Origin of the sequence: Mobiluncus mulieris, assembly GCF_014204735.1 — a bacterium.
Classification (GTDB): Bacteria; Actinomycetota; Actinomycetes; order Actinomycetales; family Actinomycetaceae; genus Mobiluncus; species Mobiluncus mulieris.
The window spans coordinates 1,846,724-1,869,232 of record NZ_JACHMA010000001.1 but is presented as its reverse complement, the minus strand read 5'-3'; the positions used below and the strand labels follow the sequence as shown (position 1 = coordinate 1,869,232).

Annotated in this window: 14 protein-coding genes; 8 read left to right on the top strand and 6 right to left on the bottom strand. The window is 59.2% G+C overall.

All coding sequences use genetic code 11. The features are described 5' to 3' along the window. Nucleotides 1–376: 376 nt before the first annotated feature. Genes F4555_RS08315 through F4555_RS08300 form a run of 4 tightly spaced genes read right to left on the bottom strand, consistent with a single transcriptional unit; the run spans nucleotide 377 to nucleotide 4,480 of the window. Nucleotides 377–1,234 carry a class II fructose-bisphosphate aldolase gene (locus F4555_RS08315; protein ID WP_004016185.1) on the bottom strand — a complete coding sequence of 286 codons (858 nt, stop codon included), beginning with the start codon at nucleotides 1,232–1,234 and terminating at the stop codon, nucleotides 377–379. A gap of 2 nt (nucleotides 1,235–1,236) precedes the next feature. Beyond that, nucleotides 1,237–2,403, bottom strand: coding sequence for a 1-phosphofructokinase family hexose kinase (locus F4555_RS08310; protein ID WP_115325816.1), 1,167 nt, complete (start codon nucleotides 2,401–2,403; stop codon nucleotides 1,237–1,239). Further along, entirely contained in the window at nucleotides 2,372–3,586 is a 1,215-nt protein-coding gene (locus F4555_RS08305) for an ROK family protein (RefSeq protein WP_115325817.1), read from the bottom strand. The genes F4555_RS08310 and F4555_RS08305 overlap by 32 nt, the downstream gene beginning before the upstream one ends. 12 nt (nucleotides 3,587–3,598) lie before the next feature. After that, nucleotides 3,599–4,480, bottom strand: a complete 882-nt coding sequence (locus F4555_RS08300) for an SIS domain-containing protein (protein WP_004018188.1) — start codon at nucleotides 4,478–4,480, stop codon at nucleotides 3,599–3,601. A gap of 207 nt (nucleotides 4,481–4,687) precedes the next feature. Between F4555_RS08300 and F4555_RS08295 the strand changes: the two genes are divergently transcribed. The 8 genes from F4555_RS08295 (at nucleotide 4,688) to F4555_RS08265 (ending at nucleotide 19,320) form a co-directional block, all read left to right on the top strand. Continuing rightward, entirely contained in the window at nucleotides 4,688–5,473 is a 786-nt protein-coding gene (locus F4555_RS08295) for a DeoR/GlpR family DNA-binding transcription regulator (RefSeq protein ID WP_036369758.1), read from the top strand. An 820-nt stretch (nucleotides 5,474–6,293) separates the two neighbouring features. Beyond that, on the top strand, nucleotides 6,294–8,294 hold the full coding sequence (locus F4555_RS08290) for an FAD-dependent oxidoreductase (RefSeq protein ID WP_252865215.1): 2,001 nt from the start codon (nucleotides 6,294–6,296) through the stop codon (nucleotides 8,292–8,294). A gap of 30 nt (nucleotides 8,295–8,324) precedes the next feature. After that, nucleotides 8,325–8,489: a DUF8730 family Cys-rich protein gene (locus F4555_RS11645; RefSeq protein ID WP_004016192.1), complete on the top strand. Its 165-nt coding sequence runs from the start codon at nucleotides 8,325–8,327 to the stop codon at nucleotides 8,487–8,489. A 629-nt stretch (nucleotides 8,490–9,118) separates the two neighbouring features. Beyond that, on the top strand, nucleotides 9,119–9,352 hold the full coding sequence (locus F4555_RS08285) for an ABC transporter permease family protein (RefSeq protein WP_004018145.1): 234 nt from the start codon (nucleotides 9,119–9,121) through the stop codon (nucleotides 9,350–9,352). Between the two features lie 274 nt (nucleotides 9,353–9,626). Further along, a complete protein-coding gene (locus F4555_RS08280) occupies nucleotides 9,627–10,019 on the top strand; it encodes a hypothetical protein (RefSeq protein WP_255312859.1) in 393 nt (130 codons plus the stop codon). Between the two features lie 187 nt (nucleotides 10,020–10,206). Continuing rightward, complete coding sequence (gene rpoB, locus F4555_RS08275; RefSeq protein WP_115325818.1) at nucleotides 10,207–13,704, top strand: DNA-directed RNA polymerase subunit beta; 3,498 nt, start codon at nucleotides 10,207–10,209, stop codon at nucleotides 13,702–13,704. Between the two features lie 27 nt (nucleotides 13,705–13,731). Next, nucleotides 13,732–17,637, top strand: a complete 3,906-nt coding sequence (locus F4555_RS08270) for a DNA-directed RNA polymerase subunit beta' (protein ID WP_004015300.1) — start codon at nucleotides 13,732–13,734, stop codon at nucleotides 17,635–17,637. 246 nt (nucleotides 17,638–17,883) lie between these two features. Beyond that, nucleotides 17,884–19,320, top strand: coding sequence for an AI-2E family transporter (locus F4555_RS08265; RefSeq protein ID WP_004011582.1), 1,437 nt, complete (start codon nucleotides 17,884–17,886; stop codon nucleotides 19,318–19,320). Nucleotides 19,321–19,531: 211 nt separating this feature from the next. Here the strand turns inward: F4555_RS08265 and F4555_RS08260 are convergent, their stop codons facing one another. Further along, the gene (locus tag F4555_RS08260; RefSeq protein WP_036342073.1) at nucleotides 19,532–20,104 is read right to left on the bottom strand and encodes a PLD nuclease N-terminal domain-containing protein; all 573 of its coding nucleotides are present in this window, start codon (nucleotides 20,102–20,104) and stop codon (nucleotides 19,532–19,534) included. Between the two features lie 738 nt (nucleotides 20,105–20,842). Beyond that, nucleotides 20,843–22,477 (bottom strand): AMP-binding protein, encoded by a 1,635-nt coding sequence (locus F4555_RS08255; protein ID WP_255312860.1) that lies wholly within the window; start codon nucleotides 22,475–22,477, stop codon nucleotides 20,843–20,845. Nucleotides 22,478–22,509 lie beyond the last annotated feature (32 nt).

Sequence of the window (22,509 nt, the reverse complement as noted above, 5' to 3'; positions counted from 1 at the left end):
TGCTCTTTGCCTTGGGCTAGTCGGCTTCATGAGGTGCCATTTGAATTGCCGGCATAAGTGTGAATCGCGTCTGGCTAAATGTCCGTGGACATCCGACAAATCGCCTAAATCTCTCTGCCCGGATTCCCCTATCCCAACCGCCGTCGTGTCGCGGCACATGATGGAGCGGGAGGCGAAGTGGCGCAACGCAAACGTCAGGCAGCGTAGACGCGCGAGGAAGCCGGATGGCGAAGAGCCTATGAGTGCTCGTAGTTTCTCTTAGAAACGAAGTTTCTAAGAGAAACAGAGCGGGTCCCCATCAGCTCGAGCCGCCGGCGAATCGTGCGTCGAGCGGCATGTACCCCTAGCAGTCGAGCGACAAATTAAAACAAGCACCTCATGAATCCACAGCCGCCGCAACAGGCGTTGAATACATCCGTAACAGGCGTTCGACCTCGGCCTGTACCGCCGCGTTGCCGCCACGCGAATACTTGCGCGGGTCGACCAACTCCGGTCCGGCCGCCAGGTCGCGGCGCACCATTTCGGTATAGACCACGTTAAGGTGCGTCGAGACGTTAATCTTGGTCATGCCCGCACGGATAGCGGCGCGCATCCCCGCGTCCGACACCCCCGACGACCCGTGCAACACCAGCGGCACGGGCACAGCGGCGGCGATTCGCGCAATCAAATCATTGTCTAGGGCGGCATCGCGGGAAGTCATGGCATGTGACGACCCCACCGCGACGGCCAGCAAATCCACCCCGGTGTCGGTCACAAAATGCGCGGCATCATCGGGATTGGTGCGCGCCGAAGGATCGTGTACCCCATTCTTGCCGCCGACCTCGCCCAGTTCGGCTTCAACCGAGACTCCCCGGTCGTGACACCACTGGGTGATTTCGGCGGTCGACCGGCGGTTTTCCGCGTCCGCCAGTTTCGAGCCATCATACATGATAGAGGTAAATCCCAAATCCACTGCCGCCTTGCACAAGTCGATGTCCTCGGCGTGATCCAAATGCGCTACGACCGGGACGCGAGCCTCTTCCGCGAGGCGCAACACCGCCGAGCCAATCGGGCGCAGCCGCCCGTGGTGGTATTTCACGGCGTTTTGGGAAAGTTGCAAAATCACCGGCAGCCCGCAGGATTCGGCAGCCGCGACTTGGGCTTCCCCGTGTTCCAAGAGCACGACGTTGAACGCTCCCAGTCCGACGTGGCGCGCGGCCGCGTCGCCCGCAAGTTTACGAATATCTGCCAACATTTTTAACTCCAATCTTCGGTTTTATAGGTAATTTCACGACGCAACTCGCCGACCAGTTCGGTTTCAATCACCCCGGCATAGGCGGCGGGTACGGCCGCCGCCGACCACGCCACGGCTTGCGCCAGCGCCGCTTGTCGCCCCAAATTTTGCGCGCGGGCGGCCAGGAAACCGGCTACGGCCGCGTCGCCCGCCCCGGTCGGGTTGCCGGATAGTTCCCGCCCGGGGCGCGCCCAAAAAGCCTTCACTTGCGGTTTTGCCTTGGTTTCGGGTTTTTCTGTGCCGTTCATGAGGGGCTGGCCAAAATCCTCGCCTTTGTCAGATTCGCGGGCTTCCCTAGTTTCAGATCCGCCGTCCCGGCACACATACGCCAAGCCTTCGCGTCCAGCCGACACCAATAAAGACCCGGCGCCAAGTTCCAGCAAGGCTCGCGCGGCGGCTGGCACCTCATGAATCCCGGTGGCCGCACGCAACTCGGCGACATTGGGCTTTAAACAATCCGCTCCGGCGCGCGCGGCCTCGACCAAGTATTCCCCGGAGGTGTCCACCAATACCCAGCACCCGCGCGAGCGCAGCCCCGCGACCAGGCGCGATACCATCCCCAGCGGGGTCCCCAGCGGAAACGACCCGTTGATGCTGACCAGAGCTCCGGGCGGCGCCCAGTCGCAGTCGAGCACCCGCTCCCACACGTTTTCCCAGGTCGCGGCGATTTCCGCAGCGGTCAGTTCGCCGTAGTTCGGCGCGGCCTCGTTGAACAGGGTCGCGTCGCCCTTGGCCACCACCGCCACCGACAGCCGGTTCGGCCAGGGCATCTCTAGTGCCCGCCACTGAAACCGCCCCGGGGATTCGGCCTCGCGTCGTTGCAGGTCAGCGACGTAATCGGGGCTGGTGAAGAAGCCGGTGGCCACCACCGGGTAGCCCATCAAGGCCAGCACCGAGGCGGTGTTCAAGCCCTTGCCCCCGGCGCGGCGGTGAATCCGCTCTACCCGGTGGGAAGTCCCGAAAACGACCTGCTCGACTTGGTAGGTGATGTCCACGGCCGGGTTCGGGGTGAAGGTTACCAGCGGCACCGATGTTGGCGCGGTGCCCGCAGCGGTGCTTTGGGGTGGGGTGGCGCTCATCTGGCTGTCCTTTCGCGCTTCATGAGGTGCCAGCCGGGGTGGCGTCCGCATTTGCGGATTTGACCGTGTCACAATCCGCCACGACTTGCGTGGCGATTCCCTCGTAGTCGAAAACCCGGGCGGCTGCGCCGAGCAGTTGCGCCCGAGACCCGAAGCGCGCCAAGGAAAATCGGGGTTCCGGCAGGTTTACCAGCCTGGCAGTTGTCGCCGCCCGCAACCGTTCCAGGTACGCCGGTCCTTCCTTGGATTGACCCCCGCCGATAATGACCTCTAGGTCACCGAGGGTCGCTATCATCGCGGCCAGGGCTTGCGCAAGGGCGGCGGTGCCGGTTTCCACGACGTGGTGCGCGGCCGCGTCGCCCTCGCGTTCCCGCGCGAAAACCGCCTTGGAGCCGGGCGGGGTGTCCAGCCCGGCTAAAGCCGCGTAGCGCCGCCCGGTGAAAGCCGCTGAAGCCAGCTGTTCCAGGGGCACGGCGGCGCGCGGCGTGAGCCGCATATCGCCGCCGTCACTGGGCATAGGCGTTAAGAAACGGCCGCGATTGGCCGTTTTAGCCGTAGCGCCTTCCGCGAGTTCTGAACTGGCTTTCCCAGCAGCGTAATCCAAATCCGGGTTCGGGAACAGAACCTGGCCGATTTCCCCGCTGGTGCCGCCCCGGTTCAAGACCTGGCCGTCAAGGACAATCCCGGCGGCTATCCCGGTGCCGATAGCGACGAAAATACAGTCGCGTCGCCCCGTAAACCGGGCTTCCCCCAAGGCGCCGGAACGCAAATCGTGGCCGAGTAGCACCGGTGTCCCCAGCGCCTGGGCGAGGGCATCGCGCATGGGGAACCGCCCCCACCCCAGGTTCGCCGATTTGATAGTCATCCCGGTGGATTCATCCACCAGACCCGGGATTGCCACTCCCACCGCTTTACAGATATTTTCGCTGGTCAGGGTCTCGGTGCTGGGGGCGAGGATGGTACCCCCGGCGAGTTGCGCCTGGATGCGGTCGTATTCTTCGCTTAGCTGCGCCACCAGGGCTTCGGCTCCACCTTGGGTGGTTTTGACGCTAGGTAATTCCACCAGCGAAGCATCCGGGGCGACGAGCGCCATTTTGATATTCGTGCCCCCCACATCGAAGGCCAGGGCATAACGTGGGGGAGTGGGTTCATTGGGGTTGGCACCTCGTGAAGCCGCAGTCCCAACCGTAGCGGCGCCCCCAGCGCCACCAGCGGGAGAAGTATCGGTGGACATAGGAACCTCGCGTTAGGACAGGATAACGGAACGAGTCAGGTGACGCGGGGTGTCGGGATTGAGCCCGCGATGCTCCGCGCGCGCCACCGCGACGCGCTGCAACAGCACCAACGAAGCCATCGGATCCCAGTCGTGATGCACCAAAGTCGCGCCGGTGGCTTCGATTTGCGCGCTCATACCCGTTGGGATGGGGCCGAAAATCCAGGTGATGCGCCCGGGCTGGGCGATAGAAATCGGGCCGTGGCGGTACTCCATCGCCGGATAGGCTTCTGTCCAGGACTGCGAGGCCTCGCGCATCTTTAGCGCCGCTTCGTTGGCCAAGCCATAGGTCCACGCTGTGCCCAGGAAAGTGAACTGGTCGGCGGTGACGAAAGCCTGGGGGATATCGGTGGTGGTGGCGGCTTCACAGTCGCGGATAGCTGGGGTCAGGTCTTCGCCCAGACTGGCGCGCATAAGCGCCAAGGCAGTCGTGGCGAAACGGGTTTGCACCACGGATTGTTCATCGGCGAAATCCAGCACGACTTCTTTGTCGGTGTAGGGGGTGGCCGGGCCGTTGCCAACCGCCGTAATCAGGCGCGTCGGAGTTTTACCGTGTAAGGCTTTGAGGATGTCAATAATCTCGGTTGTGGTGCCGGAGCGCGACAGGGTAATCACCAGGTCGTATTTGCGGGTGAGCGGGAATTCGGTGGCGGTGTAGGCATCGCTGACACCCAGACCGGCTGTCTCGCGGGCGCGGCAGTAGGCTTGAGCCATAAACCACGAGGTGCCACAGCCAATCATGGCCACGCTTTGGCCGGCGCGCGGAAAGAAATCAGGGTCAAGGGAGGGCAACATCTCGATGGCACGTTTCCAAGTGGCGGGTTGGGTGGCGATTTCAGTAGCGGTAATGCTCATAGTGAGTTGTCCTTCCTGGTAAAGTTTAGGGTGAGATTACGTAATAAAATTACCACTAAGCAGCTCGATTTGTGCGCGAAAATGATTGGAATTAATAGTTATGCACATTTTAAAGCATGAGCGAGGGGTATTTTCGGGCTAAAACTTGAGGAAACAGTAAAATATTTGGCTTCGGCTGAAGTCAAAGTTGCGGCGAAAAGGAGAGCGATGACAAGCCAATCCGCGCGATTGACAAAAATCCTTGACACGGTGCTGGAACAGGGCTCCGCGAAGGTCGAGCAGCTCGAAGCTGCTTTGGGAGTTTCTGCCGCCACCATCCGGCGTGACTTAGACCGGCTCGCCAACCAGCAACTCGTGACCCGAGTACGCGGTGGGGCGGTAGCGAACCCGCTATCCGGAGATTTACCGCTGCGTTACCGACAAGCCAATCACGGGCGGGTTAAACAAAGACTCGCCCGCGCCGCCGCGAAACTGGTGCAACCCGGGGACATAATCGGGGTCAATGGGGGAACCACCTCTACCGAAGTCGCCCGCGAAATCGCGCTGCGCGTCAGCACCGATTCGGCCTTCGAGCATGAAAGTCTGACCTTGGTCACCAACGCGGTGAATATCGCCAACGAGCTGGTGGTACGCCCGCAAATCAAAGTAATCGTGGTCGGCGGGGTCGTGCGGCCGAATTCCTACGAGATTGTCGGCAACCTGTCGGGGGTGGTTTTAGAAAACCTGGCGATGAACCGAGTCTTTTTGGGGGTTGTCAGCATTGACTCGGCTCGCGGATTGTTCAATGACGATTTGCTGGAAGCTGAAATAAACGCCGATTTCCTCGCCGCCACCGCGCGAGTCACCGTTGTAGCGGATTCCTCGAAATTTACGGCGGTTGGGGTGGCGCGGATTTCGGACTTTTCCCTCGTAGACGAGATTATTACCGATTCAGTCAGCGCCGAGGATCGCGCGGCTTTGGCACAACACGGGGTTGAAGTTATTGAAGTCTAGCTTTGGTGCGCTATGGGGCGACGCGGTTCGGCGGCGGTTCGCCCGGCGTGCGGTCGGCTGCTAGGGGTGCGCGCACGAGAGGCGAAAGGGGGAGGTTTCCCCCGCTCGAGCTGCTCGCGCAGCTCGAGCTCCCCCTCAGCCTCTCTTAGCGTCGCACTCCCTACGCAGCCTTCCCGCGCCGCCGCTGACGTGCCGGCGCGCTCCCAACGCGGTATCGCGACGTGCCGCGTCGCTGTTCCTCAATCTAGGGCGGGAACTGAAACCAGCGTGGCGCCAAACCGTGCCGGCGCGCGGCGCTGAGTTTTTCGGCAATAGGGAGCGGGATCCGGGCCGGGAGATTTAGGCGTAGATTTCGGTGGCACCTCATGAAAACGGAAAGTGCGCGCCCCTAGCGCCGACGGTCGGCTGCTAGGGGTGCGCGCACGAGAGGCGAAAGGGGGAGGTTTCCCCCGCTCGAGCTGCTCGCGCAGCTCGAGCTCCCCCTCAGCCTCTCTTAGCGTCGCACTCCCTACGCAGCCTTCCCGCGCCGCCGCTGACGTGCCGGCGCGCTCCCAACGCGGTATCGCGACGTGCCGCGTCGCTGTGCCTCAATCTAGGACGGGAACTGAAACCAGCGTGGCGCCAAACCGTGCCGGCGCGCGGCGCTGAGTTTTTCGGCAATAGGGAGCGGGATCCGGGCCGGGAGATTTAGGCCTAGATTTCGGTGGCACCTCATGAAAACGGAAAGTGCGCACCCCTAGCGCCGAAGCGATTGCTGGGCAGAGAAATACGAAACATGCTATGGTGGTGTGAATGTCTGGACAAAGGAAAGGAAACAATGATGAAACTGGTTGTGGTCGGCGGGGTAGCCGGCGGACTGTCCTGCGCGGCACGCGCCCGACGCCTGGATGAAAACGCAGAAATTGTGGTCTTTGAAAAAGGCTCCTATCCCTCGTTTTCCAACTGCGGGCTGCCCTATCATCTAGGCGGCGAAATTCCCTCGCGCGAAATGCTACTGTTGAATACCTCCGAGGCACTGCGAGCGAAACTAAACCTCGACGTGCGCCTCAACCACGAGGTCACCGGCTTGGATGCGAGCGCGAAAACCGTCACGGTTCGCGACCCGGGCGGACGTGAATTCCAAGAATCCTATGACTTCCTGGTGTTGTCCCCCGGAGCCCGTGCCGCGCGCCCCCCGATTCCCGGCCTGGATTCCCCGCGCGTGCACCCGCTGCGTACTGTCGACGATGTGACCCGCCTGGTGGAACTGGTCGAAGGTAGCGGCGTTGGGGGCACTGGCGGTGGGGCGCCCGCGAAGTCCGCCGTGGTTATCGGCGGGGGCTTCATCGGCATCGAAGCCGCCGAAGCCTTGGCGCAGCGCGGCCTGCAGACCACCATTGTGGAGGGCGCCGCCCACGTTATGCCGCCGCTGGACCGCGAAATCGCGAATATGGTCACCGGCGCGCTCGGGTCGCTGGGCATCGCAGTTTTCGCCGACACGCGCGTGGAATCCATCTCGCCCGTCACCGCTGGTGGTGGCAGGGATGGGGTTCATGAGGCGCCAGCCGAAGGGCAAGCGCCTCATGAAAACGCCGACCCAACCGAAACACCCAACCCGGGCGCTTCCGGCAACCCGGGCGGCGCGGTCAGTGTGGACGAAGCAGGCGGCGCGACCAACCCGGGCGGCGCGACCAATCTGGATGCCACAGGTGGGGCAAACCCCGGCGAAGAACCCGGCGCGGCACTCCAAGTGAAGCTGTCCACCGGCGCGGAAATCCCGGCCGACCTGGTAGTGCTTGCCGCCGGAGTCACCCCGAATACCGAGGCCTTCGTCGCGGCCGGAGTGGCCGCTGACCAGCGCGGATACCTGCAAATCGACCAATACGGTCGCACCAACCTGCCCGACGTATTCGCCCTGGGCGACGCCGCGACCCAGGTCACGGCTCCCACCGGCGCGACTCGACCCGTCGCGCTGGCCGGCCCGACCAACCGCGCTGGGCGACTGATTGCGGATTTCATCGTCGACCCCGAGCACGCCCGCCCGTTGCCGCGACCACTGGCGACCTCGATTTTCCGGGTCGGACCTATGACCGTGGCTCAGACTGGGGCGAACCGGGATGCCCTAGCGGCCGCCGGGGTGGATTTCCACACGATTCACACCCATCCTACCGACCACGGGACTTTCCTGCCGGGTGCCCAGCCGATGCAGCTATTGATGCACTTCGAGGCCGGTTCGGGGCGGATTTTGGGTGCCCAGGGCATCGGCGGGAATGGTGTGGACAAGCGCCTTGACGTGATTGCGACGGCTTTGCGAGCCGGGCTGAGCGCGGCGGATTTGATTGACTTGGATTTGGCGTATTCTCCGCCCTATGGTTCGGCCAAGGATCCGGTGAATTTCTTGGGGTATGTGGCGCAAAACGTGTTGTCGGGGCGGCTGGAGTTGTGGTATGCCGCCGAGGCCGAGGCGCTGGTGTCGGGCGGGGCACTGGTGGTTGATGTGCGCCAAGAGCCGGAGTTTCGTGCCGGGCACCTGGTGGGGGCGCGTTGTGTTCCGTTGACGCAGTTGCGCGGGCGGCTCGACGAGATTCGCGCTTGGCTCGCAGGTGCCTCGGGTTCATTAGGTGCCAACCCGGGGGCGAGTTCCCCAAGTGTGGCGGCCGGTTTGAGTGCGGTGGGTTCATTAGGTGATTGCGTGTATTTATGCGATGACACGGGGGTGAATGCTTGGCTGGCGTCGCGGATTCTGAGCCAAAACGGAATTAATGCTAAAGTATTGTCTGGTGGGGTGAATACCGTATTTGCCTACCATTTCTTAAACCCTGGGGTAGTGCTGGAAATGTAACCCGGGTAGTGACAACGAAAGGAAAGAAAAATGTGCTCACCAGTGAAATGTGCGAATTGTGGGAAAACTACTTGGACGGGGTGTGGGATGCATATCGAGGCGGTGAAAGCCCGGGTTCCGGCTGACCAGTGGTGTACTTGTCCCGAGGATAAGCGCAAACCCCAATCCCTCTTTACGAGTTTCTTTGGTCGCTAGAGGTTACGGACACATAAGCACTTTGCTAGGATATGGGGCTTGGTAAAGCCACTGTTCGCAGGCTTATCTCGATATCAATCATGTTCAATAAGGTGCTTATGTGTCCATAATCAAGATTACGGACACATAAGGGGGATTTTCGCCGAAGGCGAAAATCCCAAACCAGCTCTGAGCTGGGGTTTTGTCCGGTCTAACATTCTAGCAGACTGCTCGCGTGTCCATAACCAAGAATATTGGTCACTGGTCTCCGGTGTGGGTCACACCGGAGACCAGGATTATTTATGGCACCTCATGAGCTTCCCACGAAAACCCCAAAATTCAAAATCCTGTTTAAAACCCCCACATTTGATTAGAAAAAATCATATTCCGGTGATGGCGGGTTCTCGATGGCACCTCATGAAACCCCAAAGAAGGGCGGAAGACGGCCAACGGAGGCGGACAGTTTACCCACGAGCAAACCCTATGCCCCCGAACAACCCAAGGAAAGGATGGGCGGGAACCACCGCGAAACCCGGAGCTGAAAACCCACAACCGAAAGGAACGCTCGTGAAACGCATTACTACTATCGGCGCGTTCGCGGCCATCGCAGCCCTAGCATTAAGCGGCTGTGGCCCGGGATTGTTACGGCCGTGGTTTTCGTATTCATCAATACTTGGAATGAATACGCGGCGGCCTTTGTCTTGGTACAGAAAGCCGAGTTGCAGCCCTTGACCGTGGCGATGCCGCGGTTCCTGGGATTGTATGTGCGCGAATGGCAGTTCATGTTCACCACCTCGGTGATCGCGATTGTCCCGGTGATTATTATGTTTGCCTTGATAGAGAAACGCTTGATTGGGGGACTCACGGCCGGGAGTATTAAATAGACGCGTAGCGAAGTCGGGAAGTAGCGCACGGTTGGATGTCCGTAGATAATTGTAAGTACATTCTGGCAAATTCGCGCGCTGTTGATGAAATCTAGCAAGTTTCTGAACAGGAGCTTTGCCCGGTTGAATACGTTAGCAGGGTAATTATCCGTCCATTACTGGATAAAACCGATTGGATTGAAAGCTGGTCATGGTATGGTGTTACGAAATGGCGGTTGGCAATTTGGAGTTAACTGCGATTGCTTGGACAAAGTTACTATCGAAGGATATGAAAATGATTACAAGTACCAGTAAACGACGGAGTCTGGTGGCGATAGTAGGCATCCTGGCAGCTTGCTTGTTTACTCTCGGATTCACTACGGCTCTCGAGGTGGCATCGCCAGCTTCTGGAGACCCCGAATTTAACCAAATTCGAGAAAAGGCTCGAAGCGGAAAAGATTTGAGTCTTCGAGAACTGAAAATCCTGGCAGACCCCTATCGCAGTCCGTCCTATGCCAATGTCAGTGTGGCTGAAAAAGACCTCGTCGTGAGGCACATTAACAATCCTGACGCTTTTCAATTGACGATTTCCGTCAATCCCGATACTGCAATGGTGGAATCGGTAACAGCAACGCCACGTATTGAATCGCGGAGCGCAAAACTCAATAACCCGCGCAAAACAGCGTGAGCTGGGCGACTTGCGCAACTCCGCAACTTTGTGATAGCTTGAGTGTTTGCGTTTGCTGTGTCCGATGCGGCCTGTGACCTGGGGTTTTACCGGTAATGCGCAAGGTTTACCCCGCCAGTGCGACGACGAGGGGCCAGCGAGTTAACGCCGGTGCGCGCCCATTTCAAGAAAAAGGGAAGAGGAAACCTTGGCCAGCTCGCCTAAAACTGTCGAAACCCCGTTTAGGGTTTCATTCGCTCAAATCAAAGAACCCATGACCGCGCCGAACTTGTTGGCGCTACAAACCGAATCCTTCGACTGGTTCCTGGGCAACGACGCGTGGAAACAACGTGTTGAAGCCGCTGCCAGCGGGGAAGGGAAACACGTTCCCACCGTCTCGGGGCTGCAAGAAGTCCTGAATGAGATGTCGCCCATCGAGGATGCCGGCGGCACCATGAGCCTGTCTTTTAACAGCTACACACTGGAAGACGCGCCCTATACCATCGACGAATGCCGCGACAAGGACTTGACCTATGACGCGCCGCTGTGCGTCGAAGCCGAGTTCATCATGAACGAAACCGGCGAGATTAAGAACCAAACCGTGTTCCTGGGGAACTTCCCCCTGATGACCCCGCGCGGTACGTTCATTATCAACGGCACCGAGCGGGTGGTCGTGTCCCAGCTGGTGCGCTCCCCCGGGGTGTACTTCGAGAAAACCGCCGACAAGACCTCGGATCGCGATATTTACCTGGGCAAGGTGATTCCCTCGCGCGGGGCGTGGCTGGAATTCGAAATCGACAAGCGTGATTCCGTCGGGGTGCGTATTGACCGCAAACGTAAACAATCCGCCACGATTTTCTTGAAAGCCATGGGGATGAGCACCGCCGAGATTCGCGAAGCCTTCGCGGATTTCCCGATGATGCTGGAAACCCTAGAAAAAGACGGGCCGATTGAAACCCAGGAACAAGCCCTGGAAGATATTTACCGCAAAATTCGTCCCGGTGAGCCCCCTAGCGCCGAAGCTGGACGGGCGTTGCTGCATAACTTCTATACCAACCCCAAGCGCTACGACCTGGCCGAAGTGGGACGCTACAAGATTAACAAGAAACTTGGGGTCGCCCACGAGATGGATCAACGCACCTTGAGCCTGACCGACATGGTGGCGGCCTTCCGCTACCTGTTGGCTTTGCGTGAAGGCATGGACGTGGTGTCCATTAAAGGCGCGGCGGGTGAGGCACTCGATGTTAAGGTGAAAACCGACGATATCGACCACTTTGGCAACCGCCGGGTGCGCGCCGTGGGCGAACTGATTCAACTCCAGTTCCGTACCGGCATGTCCCGGATGGAACGGGTGGTGCGCGAACGCATGTCTACCCAGGACATGGAAGCCATTGTGCCGAAATCCTTGATTAACATCCGCCCCGTAGTGGCGGCGATAAAGGAATTCTTCGGTACCTCGCAGCTTTCCCAGTTCATGGATCAGAACAACCCCTTGGCCGGTTTGACCCACAAGCGACGCCTGTCCGCTCTGGGGCCGGGTGGCTTGTCCCGTGACCGAGCCGGCATGGAAGTCCGTGACGTGCACCCCTCACACTACGGACGCATGTGCCCCGTGGAAACCCCGGAAGGTCCCAACATTGGTCTGATTGGATCGCTGGCGACATTCGCGCGGATTAACCCCTTTGGCTTCGTGGAAACCCCGTATCGCGTGGTGCGCGATGGCGTGGTCACCGACGAGATTCACTACATCACCGCCGACGACGAGGAAGGCTTGAATATCGCCCAGGCCTCGGCCACTTTGACCGATGATAACCACTTTGTGGAAAAGGAAGTCCTGTGTCGCTCTACCGGTGGGGATCCGGTGTTGGTCAGCCCGGAAGAAGTGGACTTGATGGACGTGTCCGCCCGCCAGATGGTGTCGGTTGCGACCGCCATGATTCCCTTCCTGGAACACGACGATGCCAACCGCGCTCTGATGGGGGCGAACATGCAGCGCCAGGCCGTGCCTTTGCTGCGTACGGAGGCTCCCTTGGTGGGAACCGGCATTGAAAAACGCGCGGCGGTTGATGCCGGCGACGTGGTTGTAGCCAAGAACGCCGGGGTTGTCACCGAGGTCAGCGCCGATTTGGTCAAGATACAAACCGATGCCGGTCGAGTGGATAATTATAAGCTGGAGAAATTCCAGCGTTCCAACCAGGGTAACTGTTACAACCAGCAGGTTTTGGTTGATGAAGGCCAGCGCCTGGAAGTTGGCGACGTGATTGCTGACGGGCCGGCCACCGACCAAGGCGAGATGGCTTTAGGCAAGAACCTGTTGGTAGCCTACATGTCCTGGGAAGGCTTGAACTACGAGGACGCGATCATCTTGTCCCAGCGGGTGGTATCCGAAGACTTGCTGACTTCGATTCACATCGAAGAACACGAGATTGATGCCCGCGACACGAAGCTAGGACCCGAGGAAATCACCCGCGACATTCCCAATGTGTCCGAAGCCGCCCGTAAAGACTTGGACGACCGGGGAATTATTCGCGTGGGAGCCGAGGTTCACGCCGGGGACATTCTGGTGGGCAAGATTACCCCGAAGGGTGAAACCGAACTGACCAGTGAGGAACGCCTGTTGCGTGCGATTCTGGGCGAAAAAGCCAAGGAAGCCCGCGACACTTCGCTGCGGGTGCCCCACGGTGAATCCGGGATTGTGATTGCCGTCAAAGAGTTCACTGACGAAGACGAAGATTCCGAGTTGGCACCCGGGGTCAACCATATGGTGCGCGTCTATGTCGCCCAGCGCCGCAAGATAACCGTAGGCGACAAGATGTCGGGTCGTCACGGCAACAAGGGATGTATCTCGAAGATTCTGCCGGTCGAAGACATGCCATTCCTCGAGGACGGCACCCCGGTGGATATTATTTTGAACCCGATGGGTGTGCCTGGGCGTATGAATATCGGCCAGGTACTGGAGTTCCACCTGGGCTGGATTGCCCACGAAGGCTGGGACATTACGAAAGCGCTGGAATCTGGCGAGCAGTGGGTCAAGCATGTGCCGCTGCCCACCGCCGAGCCTGGCCAGCATGTCGCCACCCCTGTGTTTGACGGAGCCGAGGCCGACGTGATTACTGGGATGCTGCAAAGCACGCGGGTGCGCGATAAATTTGACCACCAGCTGATTGACGAAAACGGCAAAGCACAGTTGTTTGACGGACGTTCCGGCGAACCCTTCCCGTACCGTATCGCGGTGGGCTACAAGTACATGCTGAAGCTGCACCACTTGGTAGACGACAAGATTCACGCCCGTTCCACCGGTCCGTACTCGATGATTACCCAGCAGCCTTTGGGTGGTAAAGCCCAGTTCGGTGGCCAGCGTTTCGGCGAGATGGAGGTGTGGGCACTAGAAGCTTACGGAGCTGCCTATGCTTTGCAGGAAATCTTGACTGTCAAGTCCGACGATGTGCAAGGCCGCGTGAAGGTTTACGAGGCCATCGTACGTGGCGAGGATTTGCCGCAGCCCGGCATCCCCGAGTCTTTCCGCGTGTTGATGCAAGAAATGCGCTCGCTGTGTTTGAATGTCGAGGTTTTGGACTTTGACGGGCACCCCTTGGATATGCGCGACGATGCTGATGAAGCCTCTCGTGGAGCCGCGAAACTGGGCTTCGACCTGTCGAAACGCCCCAACGCACCCGGCATGGTGTTGAGCATGGAAGAAATCTAAGGACGACCGATAGAAGGAAGAAAAACAATGATAGACGCGAATAAATTTGCAGCCCTGCACATCGGTCTGGCTACCGAAGAGGACATCAACAGCTGGTCTCACGGCGAAGTACAAAAACCCGAGACCATCAACTACCGCACCTTGAAACCCGAGAAAGACGGCTTGTTCGACGAACGAATTTTCGGCCCCACCAAGGACTGGGAATGCGCGTGTGGCAAGAACAAACACGTCCGCTACAAGGACACCGTTTGTCCCGAGTGCGGGGTAGAGGTAACCCGCTCCAAAGTGCGCCGTGAACGGATGGGGCATATTCGTTTGGCGGCTCCGGTTACCCATATTTGGTATTTCAAAGGGGTACCGTCACGGTTGGGATATTTGCTGAACCTGGCACCCAAGGACTTGGAAAAGGTGATTTACTTTGCCGCTTACATGATTACCTGGGTGGACGAGGAACGCCGCCATAAGGATTTGGCAGATATGCAAAAAGAATCCGATTTGGCACGTTCACAGATTGAAAAGAACCGCGACATTGACATCGAAAAACGTGCCCAGAAGATGGAAGAAGACATGGCGGCCTTAGAGAAAGAAGGCGCCGAGAAATCTGATATCGACAAGGTCAAGCGTGCTGGGGAAAAAGAGATGCGCGCGATTCGCCACCAGGCGGAAACCGATTTGAAACTCCATGACGAAGTCTGGGAGCGTTTCAAGACCCTGAAGGTCGGGGACTTGGAAGGTAACGAGGTGGTCTATCGCGAGATGTACGCGCTTTACGGCACGTATTTCAAGGGCGGGATGGGCGCCCAGGCCGTGAAAGACCGTCTGGAAGCCTTTGACTTGGAAGGCGAAGCCCAGTATCTGAAAGAAATCGTGGAATCCAAGACTGGCCAGCAAAAAACCCGCGCTTTGAAGCGTTTGAAAGTGATTAATGCTTTCTTGAAGACCGGGAAGCCGGCCTCCGCGATGGTGTTAGATTCGATTCCGGTTATCCCCCCGGATTTGCGTCCCATGGTACAGCTGGATGGCGGGCGTTTCGCCACCTCTGATTTGAATGACCTGTACCGCCGGGTTATCAACCGCAACAACCGTTTGCGGCGATTGCAAGACCTCAGCGCCCCGGACATTATTGTCAACAACGAAAAACGCATGTTGCAAGAATCCGTTGATGCCCTGTTTGATAATGGGCGTCGCGGGCGTCCCGTCACCGGGCCGGGCAACCGTGCCCTGAAGTCCCTGTCTGACATGCTCAAAGGTAAGCAGGGGCGTTTCCGCCAAAACCTGTTGGGGAAGCGCGTGGATTATTCCGGGCGTTCCGTAATCGTGGTTGGGCCGCAGTTGAAGTTGCACCAGTGTGGTCTGCCCAAGGAAATGGCGTTGGAACTGTTCAAGCCCTTTGTGATGAAGGTGCTGGTCAAGAACGGCACCGCCCAGAATGTGAAGGCCGCCAAGCGCATGGTGGAACGCGGATCCAGTGAGGTCTGGGATGTGTTGGATCAGGCGATTACCAACCACCCGGTGTTGCTGAACCGTGCCCCTACCCTGCACCGCTTGGGCATCCAGGCTTTCGAGCCGCTGTTGGTGGAAGGCCGTGCGATTCAGCTGCATCCCCTGGTGTGTGGCGCGTTCAACGCGGACTTCGACGGGGACCAGATGGCGGTGCACGTGCCCCTGTCAGCTGAAGCCCAAGCCGAAGCCCGGGTGTTGATGTTGTCTTCGAACAACATCTTGAAGCCTTCCGACGGACGACCCGTGACCATGCCTTCCCAGGACATGATTATTGGTATCTATCACCTGACCTCGGATGAAGACCCGACGATGGTGCATAACCCGAAGTTCGACGCGGACGGCAACCGGGTGTTGAAGTACTACACTTCCCCCGCCGAAGCCCGTCAAGCCTATGACAACGACGATTTGGCGCTGCAAGAAACCTGTGTCATTCGTATGGAACCCGGCGATGTACCCCCCGAAGGCATGGAGATGCCCGAAGGCTGGCAGCCCGGGGATCGATTCCAGCTGGAAACCTCGCTGGGGCGCGTGATTTTCAACGATGCCCTGCCCCGCGAATATCCTTTCGTAAACTACGTGGTGGCCAAGAAAGAACTGGGTAAAATCGTCAACGACCTGGCCGAGCTTTACACCAAAGCTGAAATCGAGGTTTCCTTGGACGCGTTGAAGTCCTTTGGTTTCCACTGGTCGACGTGGTCGGGGATTACGATTTCCTTCACGGATATCGTGCCGCCGTCCGCGAAGCCGGAAATCCTGGAAAAGTACGAGAACATGGCGGCCGATATTCAATCCGACTACGACCTGGGTGCTATCACCGAGGAAGACCGCTATTCGGGACTCATCAAGCTATGGGAGACCGCAACTAATGAAGTCGCCCAAGCGATGGAGGAAAACTTCCCCGAACGAAACACCGTCTATCGCATGGTCAAGTCCGGGGCGCGTGGTAACTGGTCCCAGATTCGCCAGATTGCCGGTATGCGCGGCCTGGTGTCCGACCCGAAACAGCGCCTGATTGAACGCCCCATCAAGTCGAACTACCGCGAAGGCCTGTCCGTGTTAGAGTACTTCATCGCGACCCACGGCGCGCGCAAAGGTCTGGCGGACACGGCTTTGCGTACGGCAGAATCCGGGTATTTGACGCGGCGTTTGGTTGACGTGTCCCAGGACGTGATTATTCGCGAAGCCAACTGCGGCACCCGCAAGGGTCTAAAGATTGTCATCGGGCATCGCAACGATGACGGCGTGGTGGAACCCGACGAACTGGTGGAAACTACCGCTTTTGCCCGCACTTTGGCGCGCGACGCCGTCAACGAGAACGGCGAAGTCGTGCTGACCGCCGGGGAAGATGTCGGTGACGTGGCGATACGCAAACTATTGCGTGCCGGTATCACTGAGATTACCGTACGTTCCGTGTTGACCTGCGAGGCTCCGGTCGGAACCTGTGCGGCCTGTTACGGACGTTCCCTGGCTACTGGCAAGCGCGTGGATATCGGCGAGGCCGTAGGGATTATCGCGGCTCAGTCCATTGGCGAGCCGGGTACCCAGTTGACGATGCGTACCTTCCACACTGGTGGTGCTCAGTCGGGTTCCGATATTACCCAGGGTTTGCCGCGTGTCCAGGAGCTGTTCGAAGCCCGCACCCCCAAGGGTGAGGCTGCGATTACCGAAGCCGCAGGACGTGTTAAGATTAACGATGACCCGGCGGGCGCCCGGGAAGTCATTATTGTGCGCGATGATGGCAAGGACGACCTGGTGATAGAGGTTTCCCGGCGCCAGAAACTGCTGGTGGCCGAGGGCGACCAGGTAGAGGTCGGCCAGAAGCTGACCGAAGGTCCGGTGGACTTAAAGAAGCTGTTGCGCGTCAAAGGCCAGCAGGCCACCCAGAAAGCCCTGGTCAACGAGGTACAGCAGGTGTACCATTCCCAGGGTGTGGATATTCACGCCAAGCACATCGAGGTTATTGTGCGTCAGATGTTGCGTCGCGTGACTGTCCTGGAGGAAGTCGGTGACACCAGCTTCCTGCCTGGCGAGTTGGTGGATCAGGCGCGGTTCTTGTCCGAAAACCGCCGCATGGTGGAGCAGGGCAAACAGCCGGCTTCGGCTCGCCCGGAGTTGATGGGTATTACCAAGGCTTCGCTGGCTACGGATTCGTGGCTGTCGGCCGCGTCCTTCCAGGAAACCACCCGCGTGTTGACCGAGGCTGCGATGAACGGCACCGACGACCCGCTGTCTGGGTTGAAGGAAAACGTCATCCTGGGCAAGCTGATTCCCGCTGGAACCGGTTTGGTGCGTTATCGCAACGTGGAAATCAACCCCTCTGAAAAGGGTCGTGAAGCATTGATGGCGCAGCTGCCGTACAGCGACACGATTGGCTTTGGGGATTTCACGGATTTCTCGGACGCGAGTATTGATTTTCCGTTTGGGGTTTAGTTTCGCTAAACGCTAGCAAGTGCGGCGCGCGGGTTTCGGCTCGCGCGTCGCACTTTTCATGAGGCGCCATCCGATTATCCAGCTGCTTCGCTGGAATGCCTTTCTGGTCATGGACGCATAAGGAACTTATTGAGAATGCTTGATATCGAGATAAGCCTGTGACATGGGGGTTTATCCAGGCTATTATCCTAGCAAAGCGCTTATATGTCAATGGATATTTAGACCCAGTGCGATACAGTTGAGACTATGGAAATAAAGGGCAGGCTTGGACTATTGATTGGGACAGTCGGGAAGGCGGCGAAAGCCGTGCGGGGGCGGCGACTGGCACCTCATGAAACCTCCAAAAGAAACCTGGAACAGGGCAACCTCGCGACCAGCGGACTAACCACAGAAACCGGCGACCCCGCGAACCCCGCTGCAACCGCCGCGTTGCTGCATGAAACCGGGCTCGCGGCCTGGCCGGCAGGGATGCGTTACGCCTTGGCGCTGGCCGGCACTTTCGCAGTGGTGGCCGGGCTGTGGATTATTGCCCCGGTGTTCACCCCCGCCTTCCTGGCGTTGTGTATGGCGTTGACGCTGCATCCGGTGTCCCAGTGGTTGATTCGCCGCAAGGTTCCCGCCGCGTTGGCTGCCTTGTTGAACATTGTGTTGATGTTTGCTGTCATGTTGGGCGTGACTGGGATGATAGCTGGCGCACTCACCGCCGTGACCACGGAACTGCCGCGCTACCAACGCAAATTCCAGATACTCTATCAAGACAGTATCCACCTGTTGGAAAGGCTCGGTGACCGTTTCAACATCGACATGTCTTCGGTGACCAGCCCGGCTCAGCGGGTTGACCTGGGGCGGGTGACAAGCTATGCCGGGAGCTTGGCTAATTCGCTGGGCAGCGCGGGAACCACCATGTTCTATTTCACGATGCTGGCGATTTTCCTGGTTGGCGACCTGGTGGTGATGCGGCGCCGTGCCGCCGAATTGGCGACTTACGCGCCAGGTTTGGCGATTTCGTTGCGCAAGTTTGCCCGGGGGGCGCGCATGTACTTCCTGATGGCCACGTTTTTTGGTGCCGGGGTGGCGGTTTTGGACATCATTGTCATGTATATTTTCGAGGTGCCCTCGCCCTTGACCTGGGGGATTCTGGCTTTCGTGGCGAACTATATCCCGGCGGTGGGTTTCATTATTTCCATGATTCCCCCCGTTTTGATGGTGTTGGTGACCCAGGGTGTTGGTCCGGCAATCGGGGTGGCTGTCAGTTTCATCGTGATTTCCACGGTGGTGTTCAATTTTGTCCAGCCGCGTTTCGCTGGCTCAGCGGTGGGTTTGAATCCGACGATTTCTTTCCTGTCTTTGATGGTGTGGTCGGCGGTGTTGGGGCCGTTGGGGGCGGTGGTTTCCGTGCCGATGACCCTGTTTATCAAGGCGATTTTCGTGGATTCTGACCCGCGCACGGTGTGGATTGACGTGTTCTTGCGTCCTAGTGATACGCCGCCGGCCGATTTGTTGCGCCGTAAACGTGACCGCGACCGCGATGGGCGTGACGACCGCACCGGCGAGGCGGTGGTGGTTGATCGGCGCACTCATGAGCAGCAAGTCCGCGAGGCGGCCGAGGCGGAACGCCAGCGTGCCCAGGCCACTATTCACGAGCTAAACGAGGCCGCCCAGGCGGAAATCAACCAGGCCTAGCAACTTTGGTTTCGTTGCCAAAACCGCAGTGTTCCGGTGGTTCCGTGACCGTGTCTGGTGGTAATTTCAGGAAAATTTGGGATAGGCTGGCGGTTTATTCGCCTGTGAGGGGCATTTTTTCCTGAATTTGTCACGCGTGTCGGTGGGGTAAAGTGGTGCGGATTCATGAGGCGCTTGCCCGAAAAACTACGGACACCCAAAATCCCGGCTGTTACTGTTCAGGGTCTTCAGGTCTATCGGGGTTTTCGCCTGTCGCCGTGGCATCATCCGGTTCCGTTGGGTGCGCAGAATCCGGGTATCCGCCGTGCGGATTCGGGTTTGTTTTGCCCGGGTGGGGGTTCGCGTTGAAGTCTCCGGCCGCTCCACCTTCACGGGTTTCGCCCTGCCGGCGCCCCCTAAACTGTTCTTCTTCGGCTTCGCGCTGTTGGCGCTGGTATTCTTCCCGGCGTTTGTCGCGAATTCGCTGTTCCAGGGATTCTAGAAATTCGGGGTCGTCGTCGGGGGTTTGCGGGGCGGCGGGTTTTTCCTTCCCGAATCTGACCTGTACGGAATCCTTACTTGACCACACGGTCGGTTCGAATCGTCCGCCCTTTTCTTCGGCGGCGGTGACCCGCGACACGATAATCCACGCAATCGGCCCAATCGGACTGAACAGCATAACCACCAGCAGCCACAGCGCCTTCGGCAGTTTCGCCGGCATCATGTCGCGTGGGGTACGAATACAATCCACCAGCGCATAGAGCATCAGCGCCACCATCAGAATAAACAGAATCGCCCTTCCCACGCCCAATATCCTAGCCTAAACCGCCGTGCCTTGCTCGTTGTCCCCTCGGGTTCATGAGGTGCTTGCTTGGGTGTGTCGCTTTTCGCCCTCACGAGCGCCGTCGCTGCTTACGCGCGGACGGGGGTTAAGTAACATTTTATGTGTCTTATTTTGGGGTTTTTGGTTGGTGCAACAGGGTAAAATCTGGTTTTCCACAGGCTGTGGAAACAGGTTTTATGTCTCGAACCAGAGCCGGTATCCTGGTGAGGCCAGGGAGACACCCTGACTATGTCAGGGCGAAAGCCTTGACATAAAGTCAAAGCCCCGGTCGCAGCCGGGGCTTTAAGGAAAGGATATTCAGATGAGCACCTTCATCCAGATTCTGATTTTCTTACCTCCTTCGATTCTAGCAGTAATCCTGATAAAGGAGAAGCTGTGGAATAACAAGAAGGACGATTAAGGAAATCGCGGCCAGCCTACCCAGGCTGGCCGCTTCCTTATTAAGTGTTCCCCGAGTCTGTTTTGTCGCTTTCCCGGCGGGTAGATGCGAGCCTAGCGAAGGTGCTCGTCGGGGTGAAACGGCGTAAGCGAAGGCTGCTTAGGGAGTGCGACGCAAACGAGAGGCTGAGGGGGAGCTCGAGCTGCGCCAGCAGCTCGAGCGGGGGAAACTTCCCCCTTCGCCTCTCGTGCGCGCACCCCTAGCAGCCGAGCGTCTCAGACAAGCACCTCATGAACCCGCCGGGACAAGCAAAAACAGACCTACCTCACCCAGGCGCGCCCCGCCCTCAGTTCGCGCTGCGCAATCGCGGCGGCTTCGTGACGGTCGACCTTGCCCGGCCCCAACAACGGCAGCTGCTGCACAATAATAATCACGCGTGGCGCGTGAGCCGCCCCCAACTCGGCGCCTACCGCAGTGCGAATCCGCGCCGCCAGGGAATCCGGTTCGACCCGTTGGCCGTCCGCTCCGCGCACCCCCAGCGAGGCCGGTGAACCCATCAGGGGAGCCAATAAATCCACATCTACATCCTGTCCGGGCACGACCAGCGCGGTGACTAGTTCGCCCCAGCGGGCATCCGGCAAACCAACTACACATATCCGCCCGACTCCCGGCACCGTCAATGCGGCTTCCTCGACGGCCGAAGCGTGAACCTTGACCCCGCCGGTGTTAATCACATCATCGGTTCGGCCTTGAATAATCAGCCGCGGCCCTTCCATCCGACCCGTATCCGAGGTCTTAAACCAGCGCCGCGGTCCCATCTGAATCCAGGGGGTTTCCTCGCCGGGGGCGGGGATTTCCAGGTAGTCTTCCATCAATGTCGTGCCGGTTATCCATACGGTGTCGCCCACGGTGGACACCTGCGTGCCAACCAGCGGCATCCCGTCGTATACGCAGCCGCCACAGGTCTCGGTCATGCCATAGGTCTCTACCACATGCCACCCTGCCGCTTTTGCCCGGTCGGCCAGGAACGTGGTGAAAGCCGCCCCGCCAACCAGGATTGTGTGCAGTTTCGCCAGCGCCTCGACTGGTTCGCCGCCTTCGTCCAGGATGCGCGACACCTGGGTGGGCACCAGGGAAATATAGGCCGGTATCCCGGGGTCGCTGGTGGCGCGTTCGACCGCGCGCACCAGCTGTTTGGGGTTAAACCCGCTGGTTGTATCGACGATTACGGGCTTCGTGCCGGCTATCAGCGAGCGCGTCAACACTTGCAGCCCGCCGATGTGGTTGACCGGCAGCGCCAAAATCCAGCGGCCTTCACCTATCATCGCCAGGGTGGAGCGCGCCGATGACACCAGTGCGGCAGCGGAAATCGCCACCAGGTGTCCGGTGCCGGTTTGCGAACCCGAGGTTTGCATAATCAAGTCGCAGCGCGCCGGCAGGGGTCCTTTCAGTCGCCGCTGTATATCTCGTTTGGCCTGGTCAGGGCTAGTTCCGGGGGTGATGGGCACCAGGATTTCTTTGACACGCGGGGTGCCGGTTGCGGGGGTTTCGCGGGTTTCAGGGGGCACCACTGCGGGGGTGGCGGTATTGGTTTCGCCGGGGTTTTCCGGTTCACGAGGTGCCAGTTCGGAATCCGCGCTGGAATCCCCAGATGCTGCCATCCCTGGAACTGGGGAAGGCAGGGCGGCGGCGGGCAGAGCGGTGTTTGCGGATGGCGCCTCATGAACCCCGGCGGAATCGGGGTCAACGGAACCCTCCGTGTCACCCTGGGGGTAGCCCCAGTCGTAGTCATCGACAACCGGCAGACCCTCGCGGATACGGCGTTCATCGGCGGTCAGATGCGGTTCTATCAACGTGGCCAGAACCTCCGCGAGGCTGACCACTGCGGCGGGGTTAGTCCCTCCCGGCATGATGCGGAATCGAACGGGAACCCCTCGCCTTGACGTGTCACTCACCCTTTTCACCTTTCGCAAGCGCTACAGTTTAT

Excerpts from the sequence above, each read along its gene's own strand:
- F4555_RS08315 (WP_004016185.1), bottom strand. The coding sequence starts at position 1,234 with ATGTTGGCAGATATTCGTAAACTTGCGGGCGACGCGGCCGCGCGCCAC.
- F4555_RS08310 (WP_115325816.1), bottom strand. The coding sequence starts at position 2,403 with ATGCGGACGCCACCCCGGCTGGCACCTCATGAAGCGCGAAAGGACAGC.
- F4555_RS08305 (WP_115325817.1), bottom strand. The coding sequence starts at position 3,586 with ATGTCCACCGATACTTCTCCCGCTGGTGGCGCTGGGGGCGCCGCTACG.
- F4555_RS08300 (WP_004018188.1), bottom strand. The coding sequence starts at position 4,480 with ATGAGCATTACCGCTACTGAAATCGCCACCCAACCCGCCACTTGGAAA.
- F4555_RS08295 (WP_036369758.1), top strand. The coding sequence starts at position 4,688 with ATGACAAGCCAATCCGCGCGATTGACAAAAATCCTTGACACGGTGCTG.
- F4555_RS08290 (WP_252865215.1), top strand. The coding sequence starts at position 6,294 with ATGAAACTGGTTGTGGTCGGCGGGGTAGCCGGCGGACTGTCCTGCGCG.
- F4555_RS11645 (WP_004016192.1), top strand. The coding sequence starts at position 8,325 with ATGTGCTCACCAGTGAAATGTGCGAATTGTGGGAAAACTACTTGGACG.
- F4555_RS08280 (WP_255312859.1), top strand. The coding sequence starts at position 9,627 with ATGATTACAAGTACCAGTAAACGACGGAGTCTGGTGGCGATAGTAGGC.
- F4555_RS08270 (WP_004015300.1), top strand. The coding sequence starts at position 13,732 with ATGATAGACGCGAATAAATTTGCAGCCCTGCACATCGGTCTGGCTACC.
- F4555_RS08265 (WP_004011582.1), top strand. The coding sequence starts at position 17,884 with ATGGAAATAAAGGGCAGGCTTGGACTATTGATTGGGACAGTCGGGAAG.